The sequence below is a fragment of the Sphingomonas oligophenolica genome (assembly GCF_039522915.1).
GTDB classification, from domain to species: Bacteria; Pseudomonadota; Alphaproteobacteria; order Sphingomonadales; family Sphingomonadaceae; genus Sphingomonas; species Sphingomonas oligophenolica.
Genome location: NZ_BAAAEH010000016.1, coordinates 41,231 through 58,769, shown reverse-complemented (window position 1 = coordinate 58,769; position 17,539 = coordinate 41,231). Strand labels below are relative to the sequence as shown.

Sequence of the window (17,539 nt, the reverse complement as noted above, 5' to 3'; positions counted from 1 at the left end):
CGGATGCGCGGTGTCGAAAAAAAAGCCGCGCCGGCGGTCTTCGCGCCGCGGAGTCCGTCTCGTTGAACCGACTGCCTGCAGACCTCGTCCCGGCGACTGCAATTGCTGAAATGATAGAGGCGCAAGGACCAGGCCAGTCCGTCGTGCAGGATATTCGAATTTCGATATGGGGAGGCGGACGACGTGGCGGCGCGCGTACTTAGCCTTCCCCCTCGTTGGCGCACTGTTGCAGGCTATTCAGTCATCACTATGTCCGTCGCCGTCACGCAGTCAGCCTGTATTTTCCGCCCGCGCAGCAGTGGTCGGTCGCTGAAGAAGGAGAAACATTGCGCTGCCGACCAGCAATGCCGACGATCGCGCTCGGCCACCTCGGCCGTCACCGCAGTGACGCTCAGCGCGTTATCGGCCTCGTTGATCGCGGCACTCACCTGCTTGGTATTGCCGATGAAAGACACCGACGACCCGCTTCCATGACGCGGCCCTCCGCGCTTATCCAATCGAAATAGCGCGCCCGAACGCCAGGGCAGCCACGGCTTCACAAGTATAAACCCCAAAGGCTCCCCGATCGGAGGCATCCTAGCCGGGCACGAACATCCACGCAGCCGCGACACCCATGACCCCAGTCGTGATCCAGCCGAGGATTACGAGCAATCGGCCAGCTGTGTAGGCCCCCATGACCGACTTCTTGGACGCGAGCAGCGTGATGACCGCGACCAGAGGTACGGCCACGACGCCATTGATGACCGCACTCCAGAACAAGGCTTTCATCGGATTGATCGGCGAGTATTGGATGAGGAGGGCGGCGAGCACACTGATGGCGATCACGCCATAAAAGCCCCGCGCATCGGTCGCCTTTCGCTCGAGCCCCTCCTTCCAGCCCATGGCCTCGGACAGCGCATAGCCGGCCGAACCCGCCAGCACCGGTACACCGATCAGGCCGACCCCCAGAATGCCGAGGGTGAACAGTAGGAAGGCGAAGTTGCCGGCCAGCGGGCGCAGGGCGCTTGCCGCCTGGGCTGCCGTCTGGATATCGGTGACGCCGGCAGCGTGGAGTGTGACCGCCGTCGCCAGGATGATGAAGAACGAGGCGACATCGGAATATAACATGCCGCTCCAGGTGTCCCACTTGATCCGGCGAAGTTCCGGGACGGCCTCGCGCGAATCACGCAATAGGGGCGCTGCGTGGTTGTTGCGGTGCATGTCTTCGACCTCCTCCGAGGTCTGCCAGAAGAACAGGTAGGGACTGATGGTCGTGCCGAAAACGCCGACCACCACCGTGGCTGCCGCCGCGTTGGGCGTGAATTTGGGCCAGACCGTACGGAGCGCCACTTCCCCCCATGGCACATGCACGGTGAACAGTACGGCGGCGTAGGCCAGCAACGACAGGGTCAGCCATTTCAGAAAGAAGACGTAGCGATGATATGGAACGAGGATCTGCAGCACCAGGGTGCCGACCACGAACACCGGCGTCATCAGGTGCCGGTCGAGACCGGTGACGAGTTCCGCCGCTTCGCCCATCGCCGCAATGTCCGCTGCGATGTTCAGCGTATTGGCGACCAGCAATGCCAACACGACCGCCTTCAGCACTGACGGGGGGAAGGCGGTCTTGATGTTTGCGGCAAGGCCCTTGCCGGTTACCCGGCCAATGCGCGCGCACATTGACTGAACCGCGCTCATCAGGGGATAGGCCAAGGGCATCGTCCAAAGCATGCTGAGCCCGAACTGGGCGCCCGCCTGGGAATAGGTGGCGATGCCGCTCGGATCATCGTCGGCCACCCCGGTGATCAGGCCGGGACCTAGCCGAGAGAGCGGATGTTCCTTTAGGCGGCTCCACGCGACCTGGGCAGCGCTTCTGGGCGGCGGCCCATCGACGGTCGTTTCGGAACTGCCCATGTCGTTCAGACTCTTCTAGTGCGAGATGAATATCGGCGTTTTCGATGTCAGGAGAATTGACTGGGTGGCGCCGCCAAAGACGAACTCCATCCACATCGGATGGGAATATCCACCCATCACCAACAGCTCATAGCCCCCCTTCTCGAGCTCATCGCGCAGGCAAGAATGCTCATCGACGGTCACGATCTGTCGCCGATCTTCGGAGATGTTGATGCCGTGGTGTGCCAAATGCTGCGACAGGCGCTCGGCGTCGGTCTCGTCGGGACCAACCGCGGGATTGGTGACCGTCACGATATCGACTGAACGCGCCAGGCTGAGAAGCGGGAGGGCGTCATGGACCGCCCTGACCGCCTCGCGGCTACCGTCCCAAGCGATCGCGACTTTCGTCAAGCCGCAAAACATCGTTTCGGCCGGAACGACGAGTACGGGACGGCCGCATCGCGATACGACAGCGTGGGCGACCGGCAACGGATGGCGTTCCGGCGAGCCCTGCGCTTCATATTGCCCGAGAACTACAAGGTCGGCATAACGGGCCTGAGCGCAGACCCCTCGCACGACGTCGCCGGTAGTGCCGATCCAGAGTGAGTCCGGCATTGCCTGCATGACTTCTTCGCGGAAGATCATCTCGGCTGCCTCAGCGTCCCGCGCCAGTCTTGTGGAGATTCTGCGCTCAGCCGCGGCGACGACGCTCGGCTTGTAGACCGGCGGCGCCTCAGCCTGCGGCGTCACATGCAATCCGCTCAGCCGCGCTCCGGAATGGGCCGCCAACGCTGAAGCGAAGCGCACCCTGCGCCGTCCGGCCCGACTTCCATCGACATGGACAAGCAGATCACGTAGCACCGTCGCCTTTCGCCCTTCCATCTCGACCGAGCCGCCTTGAATCGATCCGGTCCGGCAATCCCGCGGCGATCACGCCGCTCAAGATCAAGCCCCGTTCGTAGAGACTGCGAAACTCGGCGAATATAGGCGACTCTACGTACCGTGAGATAGCCAATTGCCGGGATGATTCTCTGGCGACAGTGAGCTCTGGGAAATCCGTGCGCGATCGTATGACCAGATCGCCGGCGCAAAAGGGATCTTCCAGCCTATGGCGCCCGCACCAGGCGCCGCGATGGGCCACCCTTTTCGGATTGCGCTCCTCCGGGGAGGCGCGGGCGTTTTAGCGATTTCGACGAGATCCCTTGCGCCTGCGCCGATTAGGATAGCGCCGGCAGTACAATCCGAACAGCGCCGCCCAGGCCGCCCCGAATGCCAGAAACAGGAGGCGCGCGGTCATTCCGGGTCTTCGAGGCTGAACTGGTCGCTGTCCTCGTCATAGGCGAAGATCTCCGCATAACGACCCCAGAGCGTTGCCGTTCGCAGCGTCTCGTCGGCATAGTCGGGCGACATATGATCCTCCAGCTCGTCGCGGAACCGTCGCGCTGGCGCGGTGTGGCTGGCGCGTTCGTCGAGGATGCGACGGAGGTGCTGGACGAGCGGGACATGGGCGAGCAGCGCATTGGCGAACAGCGCCTTGCGATGATCGACATCGGCCTCGGCATAGTGGCGGGCGCCGGCGGTGAGCACGATATCCGCTCCCTGCAGGTCAGCAAAACGCAGAAGCTGCAAGGTCTCGGCGATCGGGAACAGCTCGTCGATCTCGAGCTGAAGCGAGTCCGCCAGTTCGGCCATGCTCGCACGGCCGTCGAACGGCGCAGCGTCGACCTCCTCGATCAGGCCGGCGAGGGTATTGGTCGAGACGCGGGGCAGGATCATCGAGATTCCCGTGCCCGGGAAGTGGCCGTCGCGCGTTGGCGTGGCGGGGATGCGCGCGGTCATCCGCGCGTAGATATCGTCGACCAGGGCGCGGAAGGCCGGATCGAGCCGGTCGCGCGGCTGGGGCAGGTCGACCTTGATCTCGGCCACCACCCGGCCGGGGTTTGAGGAGAAGACGAGGATGCGGTCGCACATCAGCACCGCTTCCTCGATATTGTGGGTGACGATCAGAATAGACTTGATCGGCATCCGCCCTTCGGACCAGAGATCGAGCAGGTCGGTGCGCAGAGTCTCGGCGGTCAGCACGTCGAGCGCCGAGAAGGGCTCGTCCATCAGCAGCAGCGACGGATTGACGACCAGGGCGCGGGCGAGGCCGACGCGCTGCCGCATGCCACCCGACAGCTCCTTGGGATAGGCGTTCTCGAACCCGTCCAGACCGATCAGGTCGATCGCGGCGAGGGCGCGGGTGCGGCGTTCGTCGGCGGGGACCTTCAGCGCTTCGAGGCCGAGCTCGACATTCTGCAACACGGTCAGCCAGGGGAAGAGTGCGAAGGTCTGGAACACCATGCTGACCGTGGGCGCGCGGCCCGCCTCGTCGGCATCGAAGCGTACCTCTCCCTCGCGCGGACGGATGAGGCCGGCGATCGAACGCAGCAGGGTCGACTTGCCCGAGCCCGACCGGCCGAGCAGGCCGACGATCTCATTCTCGACGAGGGTGAGGTTAACGTCCTCGAGCACCAGATGGCCGCTGGGCACCGGGCCATAATAATGGCGCAGCGCCTCGACTTCGACGAGCGGACGGGGAGCGGGGATGGTGGCCATGGCGGGGACTCCGGATGCTCAAATGGTTCAGGCGAGGCGAAGGCGGCGTTCGGCGAAGGCGTACATCGGCCGCCACACCAGCCGATTGAAGCTGAGCACGAAGGCCGACATGACTACGATACCGAGCGCGACGCGCGGATAGTCTCCGGCGGCGGTGGCCTTGGCGATATAGGTGCCGAGGCCGTGCGCCTCCAGGTGGCGGCTGCCCCAGGAAACCGCCTCGGCCACGATCGAGGCGTTCCACGAGCCGCCTGAGGCAGTAAGAGCACCGGTCACGTAGAAAGGGAAAATCCCGGGCAGCGCGACCTGGCGCCACCATTGCCAGCCCCTGACCCCGAACATGCCGGCGGCCTCGCGCAGATCATTGGGGATCGCGCTCGCGCCGGCGATGACGTTGAACAGGATGTACCACTGCGTGCCGAGGATCATCAGCGGCGAGAGCCAGATATCCGGGCTGAGGTTCCACCGGACGATCAGGATGACCGCGAAGGGGAAGAGCACGTTCGCCGGAAAGGCGGCGAGGAATTGCGCCACCGGCTGGAGTCGTTCCGCCCATTTGGGATTGAGCCCGATCCACACCCCGATCGGCACCCAGACGATGCTCGCCAGTGCGATCAGCACGATCACGCGCAGCATCGTCAGGCAGGCGAGCCCGAACGCCTGGCCGATATCGCCGATGCCAAGCGTGGCGAGCACAAAGCGCGCCGACCACCAGAAGGCCGCACCGACCGCAAGCAGCACGGTGAGCTGCCACAACCGCTCGATGGCCGGATGGGGCTGCCGCTCGGCCGCGATCCGCGTGGCCGCCCGCCCCGGGTCGATCGCGAGCAGAAGCCGGCCGATCGCAGTGACGGGCGCGAAGAGCAGCGGGAGCAGCTGGGTGCGCCGCAACAGGTCATAAGCCCAGGAGCTGGGCCGCTCGGTGCCGGCCGTCTGCTCGAAGCGGAAGCGGTCGGCCCAGGCAACGATCGGACGGAAGAAGAGCTGGTCGTAGAGCAGAATGACGAGCCCCATCATCGCCACCGCCTCACCGATCGCCCCGAAATCCTGCCGCTCGATGGCGAGCGCCAGCCATGAGCCGATGCCGGGCAGGGTGACGGTCGTGTTGCCGACGGTGATCGCCTCAGAGGCGACGACGAAGAACCAGCCGCCCGACATCGACATCATCGCGTTCCACACCAAGGCCGGGGTGGCGAAGGGCAGATCGAGGCGGAGGAAGCGGCGGATCGGCGAGAGCGCGAACCCCTGAGTCACCTCTTCGAGATCGGACGGGACCGAGCGCAACGACTGGTAGAAGCTGAACGCCATGTTCCAGGCCTGGCTGGTGAAGATCGCGAACATCGCGGCGAGCTCGACACCTAGGATGTTGCCGGGGAACAGCCCCATGAAGAAAGTGACGGTGAAGGTGAGGAATCCGAGGATCGGCACTGACTGGAGGATGTCGAGCGCGGGGACGATGATCTGCCCTGCGCGGCGGCTGCGCGCCGCGAGGGTGGCGACGGTGAGGGTGAAGAGAGTCGAGGCGGCGAGCGCTGCGAACATGCGGATGACGGTGCGCAGCGCATAATATGGCAGGTAGGCGGGATCGAGCGTCACCGGCTCGAGGTGGAGCTTCGCCAACGGCTCGACCGCCCCTTCGGCGCCGCGGAACACCAGCAGCGCCAACGCCGCGAGAATCACGAACGCGATCCCGTCGGCCCGGTTGGGCTGAGTCAAGCGCAGCATCCGCGAGAAAGGCGGCAATGCGCGCAGGGGCTGCTTTTCAGGGCTCATATCTCACCTCGGCGGACTGCTCGGACAGGCGGCGCGGGCATCGCCATTTTCGCCGCCAGAAGCGCCACGAGCGGAAGCCGGCCTGCGACAGCCGCGACGCCAGGCGCAGGGCAGCGACAGTCAGCGCCGGCCATCGGAAATCGACGCGAAGCCTCAGCCTGGTGGCAGACTGCACGAGACGGGCGGCGAGCAGCCAGATGCCGGCAGGCATCATTGCCTCCCACCACAATGCGTGGCGTCGCCGAGCCATCAGCCAGCCATCTCAAAGGGCACCATGTAGCCGAACGGCCAGCACATTGGCGGGGCCGCGGTCGCGGTTGTAGGCGGGATTGGCGATGAACTGATAGTCGAGCGTGACATCGACGCCGCGCACGGGCTGCCAGTCATAATAGGCTTCCGCAATCATCTCCGGCCCGGGATGCGGGAGCTTGCCGTCGCCCACCAGAACGCCGACCCCGCCCGCGCTCAGATAGCGCTCGTGCGCCTTTGAAATGCCGTTGATGATGGCGGCAAAGCCAAGCGTGTCGGCAGCGCGGCCCCAGCTCTTGCCTTTCAACGCGCCGCCCAGCGACGCCGTGCGGTCGATGTCGGTGAAGTCATAGGGTTCGATCGCGCCGTCGGTGATCCCGGCACGCGCGAACAGTCCGAGTATATCGGTTACTTCCTGCTCGATATTGATGTCCCCGCCGAGCCGGGTCATGCGCCGCCGCGTCAGGCTGGGGTCGACCGGTCGACCGGTCGTCGCCGCAAGCGCCACCGCATCGTCGAACCGGCTGAAATTGCCGCGGTTGCGGAACAGGGTCACGCGCACCGCGCCTGAATGGCCGGCGATGGAGTGACGATGCTCAGTCTCGGCGACGAGCTGATACTGGCTGAAATCGCGCTCGAGCGTCTCGCCATTAGGCACCTTGGAAAGGTTGAATGCGCCAAGCCGCAGCGTCCACGGCCCCTGATACCATTCAGCCGCGACGCCATAGCTGTAGCCCCAGGCATCGGCGGCATAGTCGAAGCTGCCCGCATCGACGACTGACCAGTTGAGGAAGTCGCCGCGCGGATCATGCGCGTAGCGGTTGGTGTCGAATATGTCGCCGACGCCAAGCTTGCCGAGGGTAAGCACGAGGCGGTTGGCGGTCATACTGCCGGCGAGCTGATTTGCGACGCCTGCCACGTCCTGGGACTCGCCGCCGAGGTCGATCCTTTGCCGAAAGAACAGCCGCTGGAGGCGGACATAGGGGCTGGACTTGCCGACCTTATAGGCCTCCGCGCTCGGGAAGCCGGCCGCACCGAGCGTATTCGACAAGCCGAAGCCCTGGTCGATCTCGGGATTGACCCACAGCTCCGCGCCGCGCCACGGCCGCACGCCCGCATAAAGCGTCGCATCGAACGTCTCCTTCACCTGACCGGGGGCGAGGCTGTTGGCTGCCTCATAAGGCGAGCGGAAATCGAATACGCCTTGCGTGACGAAGGTCGCCTGGGCGTGAATCGCCACATCCTGCGCGGATGGCGCCGGGCGTACCGCCGGCTGCGCTGTGTCCTGCGCGGCCGCCGGAACAGAGGACAGCATTGCCAGCGTTAGGCAAAGCGCCATTGCGCCTGAAAAGGTCCGGATGGTCATTGGATGATCCCCCTCGCCGCCGTTCTAGCAGCGCTGCGTGACATTCGGTGCGACGCGCGCATCTGCGCAGGGCGCCGGCAGGCCGGGACGATCATCGAAACGTACTGATGGGCGACAGGCCGGAGCAGGGCAAGAGTCAGGGTCATGAGGCGACCTCCTTGTCAGAAACTCGGATGGCACCGAGCCCCGAAAGGCGCCGCCGAACTGTCAGCCCTTGGGCAAACGCTCGAACAACGGCCTTTTCCGGACCCGGTCGTTCACGGCGATGGCAGGCGTCGAGGCCGAGCCTCGACTGTCTCCTTCGCCGGACGGGGGGTTGGATCGGCTGCTCACTCTGGTTCCCATACTCGTGTCGTGGCGGCGTGGCATGCGACGCTGGCCGGGCCGCCACCCGGCGACTCGACATGGCGCGTCCTATACCCTAGGGGACTATATTATCAAGGGGCATGGAAACCAGCACCGTGAGTCACGTCGCGAAAGAGAAGCAGAAGCTGCTTAACCGGCTCAAGCGACTGCGCGGGCAGCTCGAAGCGATCGAGCGCGCGGTCGAGGCGGACACCGAGTGCGCGTGCGTCCTTCAGCAGGCAACCTCGTGCCGCGGCGCGCTCGACGGGTTCATCGCCGAGGTGATCGAGGACCATATTCGCGAGCACATGGTCGATCCTGAGGCGCCGCGCGACGATCCCCGGACCCAGGCCGCGGAAGAGCTGGTCTCCATTGTCCACGCCTATCTGACCTGAGCGATCCGTTCTTACCTCCACCGAAACGACCACCCGGTGGCACATCCCGACGCCCATGCTGGCCACGTTCAAAGCCGCGTCTCAGTCAATTTCGACCGCGCATTCATCATCGCATCGTACTCAATGCAGCGTTCGTGATCGCGGAGGTGCTGTTCGACCTCGCCGCCCATTTCACTCGCGCTGCTCGCGTGGCGCGGCCGCACCCTGTCAGGCGTGCTCGGGCTCGCGCTGGTTCGGCTGGGCGGTAGATCGCCGAGACCTCGATCGCTCGCGAATTGCGGGCATGACGGCTCGAAAGCTGTTGCACCGCGACGCCGCGCTCTCACGCCCGAGGAACGCGTGTCGATCTCGATGCCCGGAATTCATGCGATCCCGACCAAGCCAGGTCTTCCGCTGCGTGTCGCGCGCAACCGGGCCTACATCGAGCGCCTGACAGTCCGGCGAGTTTCCTGAACAGCGCCTGACGTGACCCCCCCGAACGGCCGAACATCCAGCGGACGCAATTTTCGGTGATCGCCACTTGTAAGGTGCCTGTAAGGCTTGAAGCGTATTCCAGCCGAACACGTTGCGCGGACCTTGCCCGACCGCTCGTCCGGCTGTTGCAGCCTAACTCATCGGGAGTGGCCGGTGTCGTCACGCAGAATTCGTCTCAGCGTCCGTTCGCTCCTGTCGGTCGCGCTGGTCAGTCTGGTCGTTCTGGGTTACGCGATTGCGGCGCCGATCAGCGCGGCGCCTGCCTTCGCCCTTATATGTCTCGCCTTTGCAATAACCGCGATCCTCGGAGGACGCGCTGCGGCACTGGCCGCGATTGCCGTAGGGGCGCTGGAGTCGGCCTTTGTACTGCCGGGGGAGGGGTTCGCCGTCAGCAACCCGGGCGACGCTCTGAGCCTGATCGCAGCTATCACGACTGGTCTATTGATCGCCTGGTATGTGGGACGCGTCGACGTACTGAGGGAGGATGTCAGAACAAGCAGCCAGATCGCGAACTGGAAAAGCGTGGCCCATTCCGAGCTGACTCATCGGTTGACGAACGACCTCTCGATCATGGTGGCGATGGCGTCGCTCAAAGGTCGCGAGGCGAAGAGCGTTGAGACGCGCGAAGCGCTCAACGACTTAGGCGAGAGGCTCGTCGTGCTTGGGCGAGTCTATCAGCGCCTTGACGTACGTGACCGCGATCAGGACGATAATGTCAGTGCCCGCGAGTTCCTTTACGACCTGTGCGACGATCTGCAGCTGTCGACGCTCAGTATGAGTTCATTGGCCTTGCAGCTTGACGTTGATGACATGGTGCGCCTGCCGATCCGAACCTTGAGTGTCGTCGGACTGATCATAAACGAGTTGCTGACGAATGTGCGCAAGCATGCCTATCCCGAGCGAGATGGCGGACAGGTGCTGCTCTACCTTCACCGGCATGTATTTCTGCCGAATTGCCTGGAGCTCGTCGTCACTGACGACGGCGCAGGCTTTGCAGGTGGCATGATCCGGCGCGAAGCTTCGGGCTCAAATCTTCTGAGCATGCTGGCTAGCCAGATCGGCGGAACACTCTTCTATTCGAGGATATTGCAGACGACGGTCGCGACGCTGCAATTTCCGGCACCGCCCGCGCCGCGGCTGGAGGCGGTCCCGGTAATCCGCGCTGATGTCGATTCACGATTGGGATCCGGCGAAGCCAGGCCGGCTCACCGCCAAGAGCAACCCAGCGAGGCGCATGGGGAAGATCGCGTCTGACGCCCGATTGGCGGTACAGCCAGTACAATCGAGGCTCGTCAACCTCGACTTGCCAAACCGTATGGCCCATGAAGTCCCGGTGACGATCCGGGCTTATCTCTATGACGCCGCAGGGCATGATCGAGAGGTCTCGATTGACGAGGTCGACGCCGGCTCGATGACCGATCAGACCCTTTTGTGGATAGATCTTGAGGATGTCGGGGAGGAAGAGAGGAAGCGGGTCGCCGAGTTGCTTGCCATAGAGCTGCCGAGCAGCCTTGCATGCGTCGCTGATCCTGGTGAACCAAGACTGCAGAATTTTGGCGCATTCCTTTCGATACGCTTGTCGTTGCCCCGTACAAACGAGCTGAGCGCCGAGAATGACCAGCCGCGATTAGCCGACTCGAACGATACGACGCTGTTTCTCATCAGTTCGCGGTGGCTTGTCACGGCGCACGCTGGAAAAGCTCCCTTGCTCGAGCAGTTTCGCGACAAGGATCGTGCCGAAACGATGATCGGGGCACTCAGTCCGGCGTCGTTGGCAGCAGCCCTTTTCGACTGGCATCTGGGTCTCTTTTTCGAGGCTGCATCGGCGATCGCGATCGACGTCGACGCCCTCGATGAACGCGTCCTGCGCGACAGGGCCAACAAGTCGCTGCTCGGACGCATCGTCATGCTGCGGCGCAAGACCTCGCGCCTCCGGATTGCGCTCGTCGGAAATCGAGCGGTTTTCTATGGCCTCTCGCGACCCGACTGTTCGATCGTGTCGCAATCGGACGCTGCGGAACATTATATGATGCTGGTGGCACGCTTCGAGCGGGGCCTGGACGAGATCGAGCGCGTCCGCGATCTGATCAACGGCAGCTTCGATCTTTTCACGTCGCGCAGCGGACTCCAGACCAACGCGCTGATCAAGGCCCTGACGATCATCACAGCGATCCTGGGATATGTCGGCGCGGTGGCTGGCGTGTTCGGCATGAACCTCAAATCGTCATTATTTGAGGGCGGCGATGGCGAGCTCGAGATGATCGTCGGGTTCATCGCTGTGACAACGATTCTGGCCCTTGTCGTGGCCCGCGTACGAAAATGGATCTGATGCGCCCGGTGGATCCGTCGCGCGATCGACCCGGAACGTACATCGTGGCGCAGCAATAGTCGCAGAATCGCAGAAGTGTGGATTGCGGCATCGAGGCCGTCATGATCGCGCTGTCGGGCTTTCGAAGGCGGCTTCCATCGGAGTCTTGAGCCGCTCAGGGATGATTTTCACCATGTCCTCATGCCCTTGCGGCGGCAACCACAGGCGGACGAGAGTGGGAAAGGTGTGATCTATTCCTTCAGCGCGGGTGCGGCGCCCATTGCCCCTTTTCCGACGTCGCGGCGCGCTAGGATCTTCTTCGAATTTACCAGGCTGTCACCCCCGCTTCATGCGTCGTAGCCGACACGCAATTTGATGATCAAGATATTGCTCCCGACCTTGGTCCTGGCCCTATGCTTGGTGGCGGCGCGGCGCCTGATCCTGATGCGGCGGCGCCGTATCCTTCGACGAGCACGCCAGATGCGCCGAGAAGAGGAAGAGAGGCGGTGGCACAGGGCGACCGGCCAGTTCATTGGCGATGATTGGAAGCCTTAAGCGACGTTCTTGGCCCCCTCAGCTGAGCGGCTGCCATTCTTCCTCAATCGCGCAATGTTCCGCTTTCCAGTTGCTGGGCGCGCCCGCGATGATCGCCTCGCCACTCACTCCGGGCGGAACCTCAGGTGTTTAGGGAAAGAAGCATGTGGTCACGCGTCGTCCGCAATCGCGCGCCTCGCCACTGTCCAACCTGACGCCTCCATCGATCGCGAGCCGCGCCGTCGTGGAGCCGCGGCGCCGCTATTCGTGAGTCATGGCCTACGTAGCACCCCCAATATCGCGCCCGCCCGCGGCGCGCGAAAACTCCGCTCATTGGACGCCATCTAGGAGAAGACCAGTGAGCACCGACCACACCGCGCCGTCCGCTGATCTCTCACGGCGCAACCTCCTGCATCTCGCCCTTGCGGGAGGCGGCCTGCTTTTTGCCGTAGCAATACCTTCGTCAGCGATGGCGTCAGGCAAGGTGGCGAAGAAAGCGGTCCAGTATCAGGACTCGCCCAAGGGTAAGTCGCGGTGCGATAATTGTCGCCAGTGGCAGGCACCTGCCGCATGCAAGTTGGTCGACGGCCCGATCAGCCCGGCAGGCTGGTGCATGATCTATGCGCCCGTGCCCAAGGCCTAGGTGATGCCTATAGATACGTCGCCGCCCGTGTCCGGGCGCAGCTGTGCGATCCTCGGAGGCGCGTTGCTCGCGGTGAGTGTTGCAGTGGTGATCGGCGCACCGGCGCGCGCGGTGCCGAGTTTCGCGCAGCAGACCGGGCAACCCTGCCAGGCGTGTCACGTCGGCGGATTCGGGCCGCAACTCACGCCGTTTGGTCGCGCTTTCAAGCTCGGCGGCTACACGCTGCGTACCAGCGCCAGCATCCCAGTATCTGCGATGGCGGTCGCCTCCTTTACCAGCACGAAGCGGGCCCAGGCAGCGCCGCCGGCCGACGGCTTCGACACCAACAACAATACCGCGTTCGACCAGGGCAGTATTTTCCTTGCCGGCGGTATCGGATCGCATTTCGGCGGCTTCGTCCAGACCACCTATGATGGCGTCGCCAAGAGCTGGAGCTGGGACAACCTGGATCTGCGTGCGGTCGGCACCGGGAAGATCGGCGGCAAGGACCTCGTCTACGGGCTCAGCATCAACAACAGCCCGACTGTGCAGGACGTATGGAATACGCTGCCGGCCTGGGGATATCCTTATACGAGTTCCGCCCTCGCGCCGGCGCCGGCGAGCGGGCCGCTGATCGCCGGCGGGCTTGCCCAGAATGTACTCGGCGTAACTGCCTATGCCTGGCTCGATTCCAAATTCTATCTCGAGGCGGGCGGGTACAGCACGCCGCGCGCCGGCACCCTGCGCTGGCTCGGCGCTGATCCGCTCGATCCCGGTGATATTCACGGACTCGCTCCGTACGGGCGGGTCGCGTTCGAGAATCAGATTGGCGGCGGCACGCTCGAGGTGGGCGCCTTCCTGCTCAAGGCTGATTTGTGGCCGGGGCGCGACCGCTCGGCGCAGCTCACCGATCATTATGCCGATGTCGGCGTCGATGCCTCCTGGCTGCGCACGATCGGAGACGACACGTTGACGCTCAACGCCCGCTACACGCATGAGCACCGGTCGCTCCGTGCGACCTGTGCGCTCGGCATCGCTGATGGATCGATCGATCCGGTGCCGCCCGGCGACTGCGCCGACGGCTCGCTGCACGAGGTGCGCGCCGACGCCTCCTATTACTGGCACAACAAGATCGGGGCGACGATCGGCGCGTTCGATCTGGCCGGGACGGCCAACCCGTCGCTTTACCCGGACAGCCGCACCGCGCGGCCAGACAGTTCGGGGATTCTGTTGCAACTCGACGGAACGCCGTTTGGCGGAAACCATTCGCCGCTCGGACAGCGTTTCAACATGCGCGTCGGCGTGCAATATACCGCCTATACCCGCTTCAACGGGGCGCGGCTCAACTATGACGGTGCCGGTGCCAACGCAGCCGACAACAATACCGTGCGGCTTTTTACCTGGATCGCCTTCTAGCCGTCGGATTGCTTGACGGAAATCGGAATCGGGCCGGGTCGTGACCTGCCATGTCGGGCTACCTGCTCGAGCGGGCATTCATATCGGTGGGCCTGACCCGGCGGGTCGCCATGGGCGAAGCTTCGATCAGGTGGCGCTGATCCTGATCCAGAGGGCAAGGATGCTGATCCTTGACGGGCCGCCTACCGGGCAATGATTGGCTTTGTGTCGATCCCAGTCGAGCGTCTCGCGGACCTGCCTCTTTCCGAGCCATCGCAGATAGTTAGGGAAATGGCTCGGCGCTTCACCGCCTCTCGGCGCTGAGCGCGTCGAGGCCGCGCCGCATGACGATTAATTCATGAGACGGGCCGAGGCGCTGTCACTAATCCACGTTAGAATCTGGAAGGCATGGAAAAGGATTGCGTGTGGACCGAGGCGTTGCCTATCAAATCCACGAAGCTGAAGAAGCGCTTCTTGCTCAGCTGCGCACGCTGCGACGCACCATCCGGACCGAGCCGGGCGCCGGCGCACCCGGCCTGACCCTGACCGCTGGTCAGAGGATCGCTGATACGGTCGCCTCGACGATGGGTTCCTGGCGCTTCATTATCATACAGACGACGATCCTGCTCTTCTGGATCGTGCTGAACGTCACTGCCTATATCCAGCGTTGGGATCCCTATCCCTTCATCCTGCTTAACCTCGCTCTGTCGTTCCAGGCTGCCTACGCGGCGCCGTTCATCATGATGAGCCAGAACCGCCAGCAGGATATCGACCGCCAGGCCGCCGAGACCGATCACCAGATCAACATCAAGGCCGAGCTCGAGATCGAGTTGCTCCATCAGAAGCTCGATAAGTTGCGCGAGACCGAAGTTCTGTACCTGACCAAGGCAGTGAGTGAGCTGACCGAGCTGCTCAACCGCTCGGGCCTGTGTGCGCCACCTGACCCCCAGGCGGCCTCCCCGGCGTGACTTGCGGTCCGGCATGCGAAAGCGAGACTGGCTCCGCGCGCGCTGGTCCGCGGGCCTGCCAATCGCATTGATGTGGAAACGGAGAATGCCAATGGAACCGGCCGATGCAAAAGATCTGATCGACGAGGCCATCGAACGGGTCGAGGAGCGGCAAGGGGCCGAAGAACGCGCCGAGCGTGACCAGGAGCGACGCTTCAGGGACCGTGTCTCCTTGATGGTCGGTGGGTTCGCCGTGGCGCTGGCGATCGTCCACATGGCAGCAGCGGGGGCACAGCGCGAGAGTCTCCTCAAGGGAATCGAAGCATCCGATGCCTTCGCCTATATGCAGGCCAAGATCGTCCGGGAAACAGTACTGAAGACCGCTGCGGCCGAGACCGGGGCTGCGCCTGCCGATCGTGAAGGATGGCGAAAGGAAGCTGTGCGTCTCCGGCGCCCGGACGCAGCTGGTCATGGCATTGGGCAGCTTGAGGCCGCTGGCGCCAGCCAGCGTGCTGCCGGCGAACGTGCCGCGAGGAGCGGCGAAGGTTATGAACTCGGCGAAACCGCGCTCCAGATGGCAATCGTCCTGCTATCGATCGCGATGGTCGCGCGGTCGCGGTGGATCGCCATCGGTGCCGCTGCTGTTGCAGGCCTCGGCGTCGCGACCGCAATCGCTACCAGCGCCGGCATCTTCCTCTGACTTCATGGATACCGCGATACCCGCGCGAAGATAACCGCCGGGCTCTTCGACGTAGCAATCGCAGCCTAGGAAAAGCGAGAGCGCGTTACCCAAAAGCACGCACGGCAGCCGCGGCGCCCGATCCCGAACCCGTTGGATGGGCAATCTCGCCCTGGGCAGGATGACTGAGCCTCACCGCGAGGAAAGCTATCCGAAGATGAGGCAGCTATCGCGGCCCGGCGCTGTTCATTGCAATCGGGCCGCCATTCAATTGGCGCGTCTGCCGACGGGCATGAGGTGGCCATCGTGCGCCTCGTCTCACCGAGACCTGCACGGTCACCCAGCCTGACCAGAATACCGTGGCCGCCCTGATCGAGAAGCCCGGCCATGCTCAGCCGCAATTGGCCGCCATGATCTGCGGCCCAGCGAGCGTCTCGACAATCACGGCTCCGGGGCCTCATAGTCGGGCGCGGGGAGAGATGTCGATCTGGGTCAACGGTCGGCTGGACCGATATGGCGGGGCATGGCGGTCAATGCGAACAACCGGTTTGCCCGCATTTGTGATTGTCCGGCGCAGAGGCGTCGTCGCGAGTGGCTTGTAAGCAAAGTCTCCATGCGGGGGCGCCCAACGGATCGCTTCGACGCCCTGGACTGCCTGTGCGGACCACTGATCGATCGATCTCATCGCGGTCGCCGGTACTCGACTTTGATTCCGGTTATCTCGTGATAATCGGCGGTCCTGATCAATGCTCCGAAGTGCGCATATCCAACTCCTTTCGGAGAAAGCGCTTCCCACCTGGTGTCCACTTCGATCGCAGGTCGTCCATTGGACCGGTGGGCCGTAACGTGCAGATGCCCCGATAGCGGACCGTAATCGATCGTCGAATAATAGACCTCCCCCGTGATCCCCAGGCCGCCCTTGACCGGCACTGCCTTTACGCCAACGATCTGCATATGCGGCCCGGCAATGCTGCTGGTCGGTATCGGTAAGCTCGGCACCGTCGCGCAAGCACAAAGCGCGAGGAGGGGAAGGATGGCGATGAAAGGGCAGTGGTGACGTCGTCTGCCCGTCCGGTGCAGCAACCGGTCGGCCAAATCGTTGAATGAGGCTGGTAAGGTGAACCGCGCGCGAATGTCGCGTTGCGCAATTCTGCTTGACCTGCCCGCCCCAGGATCTTCAGCCTTTCGGGTCCGGGCAACGTGTCCGGCCGACGGGTGCCAGAAAGCCGCTAATCGAGAGTCCATATCTAGGATTTCCGTGCGACCCAGAGCTGGTCGTGCGGGAGGTCGAGAATGATCCGTGAACCGGCAAAGGCGCCCATGCCAATCGCAGCTGGAGCTAAGCGCTGCTTCCCGTCCGCAAGCCCTAACTCGAGATTACCGATTGTCGCATCGCCACTCCTCACCGGTCGAGGCTCCCCGGCGCTCAGAGAATGCGTGGCTGAAAGAGTGGCCCGGTCGACCTTCAATGCGCCGGGATCCGCTAGGTCGAGCACCGCCTCGACAGCCGGGGAATCGCCGACTTGGATGGGGAGCATGCGCGATCCGTCCGGACCTTGCATCAGAGCAATCGATTGGAGGTGCTGCGTTGCACGCCGATATTCGAACGGAAGCACGAGCCGTATCGTGCGGTGGACGAAATCGATTTCGAACACATGTGCGGCGAGAATGTCCCGGCCGATCACGAAGTCGCGATCCGCGCAGCATTGATCTCGCCCGATCTCGACTGTGTCGATGTCGAAATTCTCGGCGCCTATCCCGATAGTGAGAGGTCGACGAAGCTTTGCGACGGTTCCCTTCAACGGGGCGGCTTCGTTGCCCAAATGAAGCCTGGCCGCGAACCGCGGGCTTACCACCGTGTCCTTCAGCGCCGGGTCGATCGCGCCATGAGCAGTGTGCCCGTTGATGGTCACGGGCAATATCAGCGTTGCCGTTATGAGAATGAACTTGTTGCTCACCGCTCCGATGACACCACTCATGAC

General features: G+C 63.7%; 16 protein-coding genes. 7 read left to right on the top strand and 9 right to left on the bottom strand.

What is annotated here, in order from left to right:
• Positions 1-233: 233 nt before the first annotated feature.
• The 7 genes from ABD050_RS09345 to ABD050_RS09315 form a co-directional block, all read right to left on the bottom strand.
• Positions 234-455 (bottom strand): hypothetical protein, encoded by a 222-nt coding sequence (locus tag ABD050_RS09345; RefSeq protein ID WP_343889021.1) that lies wholly within the window; start codon positions 453-455, stop codon positions 234-236.
• Between the two features lie 121 nt (positions 456-576).
• Entirely contained in the window at positions 577-1,776 is a 1,200-nt protein-coding gene (locus ABD050_RS09340) for an NRAMP family divalent metal transporter (protein ID WP_343889018.1), read from the bottom strand.
• Positions 1,777-1,908: 132 nt separating this feature from the next.
• Complete coding sequence (locus ABD050_RS09335; RefSeq protein WP_343889017.1) at positions 1,909-2,754, bottom strand: universal stress protein; 846 nt, start codon at positions 2,752-2,754, stop codon at positions 1,909-1,911.
• Positions 2,755-3,165: 411 nt separating this feature from the next.
• Positions 3,166-4,470 carry an ABC transporter ATP-binding protein gene (locus ABD050_RS09330; protein WP_343889016.1) on the bottom strand — a complete coding sequence of 435 codons (1,305 nt, stop codon included), beginning with the start codon at positions 4,468-4,470 and terminating at the stop codon, positions 3,166-3,168.
• Positions 4,471-4,497: 27 nt separating this feature from the next.
• A complete protein-coding gene (locus ABD050_RS09325; RefSeq protein WP_343889014.1) occupies positions 4,498-6,195 on the bottom strand; it encodes an ABC transporter permease in 1,698 nt (565 codons plus the stop codon).
• 37 nt (positions 6,196-6,232) lie between these two features.
• On the bottom strand, positions 6,233-6,493 hold the full coding sequence (locus ABD050_RS09320) for a hypothetical protein (RefSeq protein WP_343889013.1): 261 nt from the start codon (positions 6,491-6,493) through the stop codon (positions 6,233-6,235).
• Positions 6,494-6,505: 12 nt separating this feature from the next.
• Positions 6,506-7,858 (bottom strand): carbohydrate porin, encoded by a 1,353-nt coding sequence (locus tag ABD050_RS09315; protein ID WP_343889012.1) that lies wholly within the window; start codon positions 7,856-7,858, stop codon positions 6,506-6,508.
• A 446-nt stretch (positions 7,859-8,304) separates the two neighbouring features.
• Here ABD050_RS09315 and ABD050_RS09310 point away from each other — a divergent pair, with 446 nt between their 5' ends.
• The 7 genes from ABD050_RS09310 to ABD050_RS09280 all read left to right on the top strand — a co-directional run bounded on the left by ABD050_RS09310 (position 8,305) and on the right by ABD050_RS09280 (position 15,578).
• Positions 8,305-8,598, top strand: a complete 294-nt coding sequence (locus ABD050_RS09310; RefSeq protein ID WP_343889011.1) for a metal/formaldehyde-sensitive transcriptional repressor — start codon at positions 8,305-8,307, stop codon at positions 8,596-8,598.
• 627 nt (positions 8,599-9,225) lie between these two features.
• Positions 9,226-10,326: a sensor histidine kinase gene (locus ABD050_RS09305; RefSeq protein WP_343889010.1), complete on the top strand. Its 1,101-nt coding sequence runs from the start codon at positions 9,226-9,228 to the stop codon at positions 10,324-10,326.
• Positions 10,307-11,401, top strand: a complete 1,095-nt coding sequence (locus tag ABD050_RS09300; protein ID WP_343889009.1) for a magnesium transporter CorA family protein — start codon at positions 10,307-10,309, stop codon at positions 11,399-11,401. Before ABD050_RS09305 ends, ABD050_RS09300 begins: the two co-directional genes overlap by 20 nt.
• Positions 11,402-12,272: 871 nt before the next feature.
• On the top strand, positions 12,273-12,557 hold the full coding sequence (locus ABD050_RS09295; RefSeq protein WP_343889008.1) for a hypothetical protein: 285 nt from the start codon (positions 12,273-12,275) through the stop codon (positions 12,555-12,557).
• Positions 12,558-12,560: 3 nt separating this feature from the next.
• The gene (locus tag ABD050_RS09290; RefSeq protein ID WP_343889007.1) at positions 12,561-13,952 is read left to right on the top strand and encodes a hypothetical protein; all 1,392 of its coding nucleotides are present in this window, start codon (positions 12,561-12,563) and stop codon (positions 13,950-13,952) included.
• A 404-nt stretch (positions 13,953-14,356) separates the two neighbouring features.
• Positions 14,357-14,899: a DUF1003 domain-containing protein gene (locus ABD050_RS09285; RefSeq protein ID WP_343889006.1), complete on the top strand. Its 543-nt coding sequence runs from the start codon at positions 14,357-14,359 to the stop codon at positions 14,897-14,899.
• A gap of 91 nt (positions 14,900-14,990) precedes the next feature.
• Positions 14,991-15,578 (top strand): DUF4337 family protein, encoded by a 588-nt coding sequence (locus ABD050_RS09280; RefSeq protein ID WP_343889005.1) that lies wholly within the window; start codon positions 14,991-14,993, stop codon positions 15,576-15,578.
• Positions 15,579-16,238: 660 nt separating this feature from the next.
• Here ABD050_RS09280 and ABD050_RS09275 read toward each other — a convergent pair.
• Positions 16,239-16,511, bottom strand: a complete 273-nt coding sequence (locus tag ABD050_RS09275) for a hypothetical protein (protein WP_343889004.1) — start codon at positions 16,509-16,511, stop codon at positions 16,239-16,241.
• Positions 16,512-16,804: 293 nt separating this feature from the next.
• Entirely contained in the window at positions 16,805-17,536 is a 732-nt protein-coding gene (locus ABD050_RS09270) for a hypothetical protein (protein ID WP_343889003.1), read from the bottom strand.
• Positions 17,537-17,539: the final 3 nt, after the last annotated feature.

Bases quoted from the DNA above. Each gene is read 5' to 3' on its own strand.
- ABD050_RS09290 (WP_343889007.1), top strand. From the start codon at position 12,561: ATGCCTATAGATACGTCGCCGCCCGTGTCCGGGCGCAGCTGTGCGATC.
- ABD050_RS09320 (WP_343889013.1), bottom strand. From the start codon at position 6,493: ATGGCTCGGCGACGCCACGCATTGTGGTGGGAGGCAATGATGCCTGCC.
- ABD050_RS09315 (WP_343889012.1), bottom strand. From the start codon at position 7,858: ATGACCATCCGGACCTTTTCAGGCGCAATGGCGCTTTGCCTAACGCTG.
- ABD050_RS09335 (WP_343889017.1), bottom strand. From the start codon at position 2,754: ATGGAAGGGCGAAAGGCGACGGTGCTACGTGATCTGCTTGTCCATGTC.
- ABD050_RS09325 (WP_343889014.1), bottom strand. From the start codon at position 6,195: ATGCTGCGCTTGACTCAGCCCAACCGGGCCGACGGGATCGCGTTCGTG.
- ABD050_RS09330 (WP_343889016.1), bottom strand. From the start codon at position 4,470: ATGGCCACCATCCCCGCTCCCCGTCCGCTCGTCGAAGTCGAGGCGCTG.
- ABD050_RS09270 (WP_343889003.1), bottom strand. From the start codon at position 17,536: ATGAGTGGTGTCATCGGAGCGGTGAGCAACAAGTTCATTCTCATAACG.
- ABD050_RS09300 (WP_343889009.1), top strand. From the start codon at position 10,307: ATGGGGAAGATCGCGTCTGACGCCCGATTGGCGGTACAGCCAGTACAA.
- ABD050_RS09275 (WP_343889004.1), bottom strand. From the start codon at position 16,511: ATGCAGATCGTTGGCGTAAAGGCAGTGCCGGTCAAGGGCGGCCTGGGG.
- ABD050_RS09310 (WP_343889011.1), top strand. From the start codon at position 8,305: ATGGAAACCAGCACCGTGAGTCACGTCGCGAAAGAGAAGCAGAAGCTG.
- ABD050_RS09280 (WP_343889005.1), top strand. From the start codon at position 14,991: ATGGAACCGGCCGATGCAAAAGATCTGATCGACGAGGCCATCGAACGG.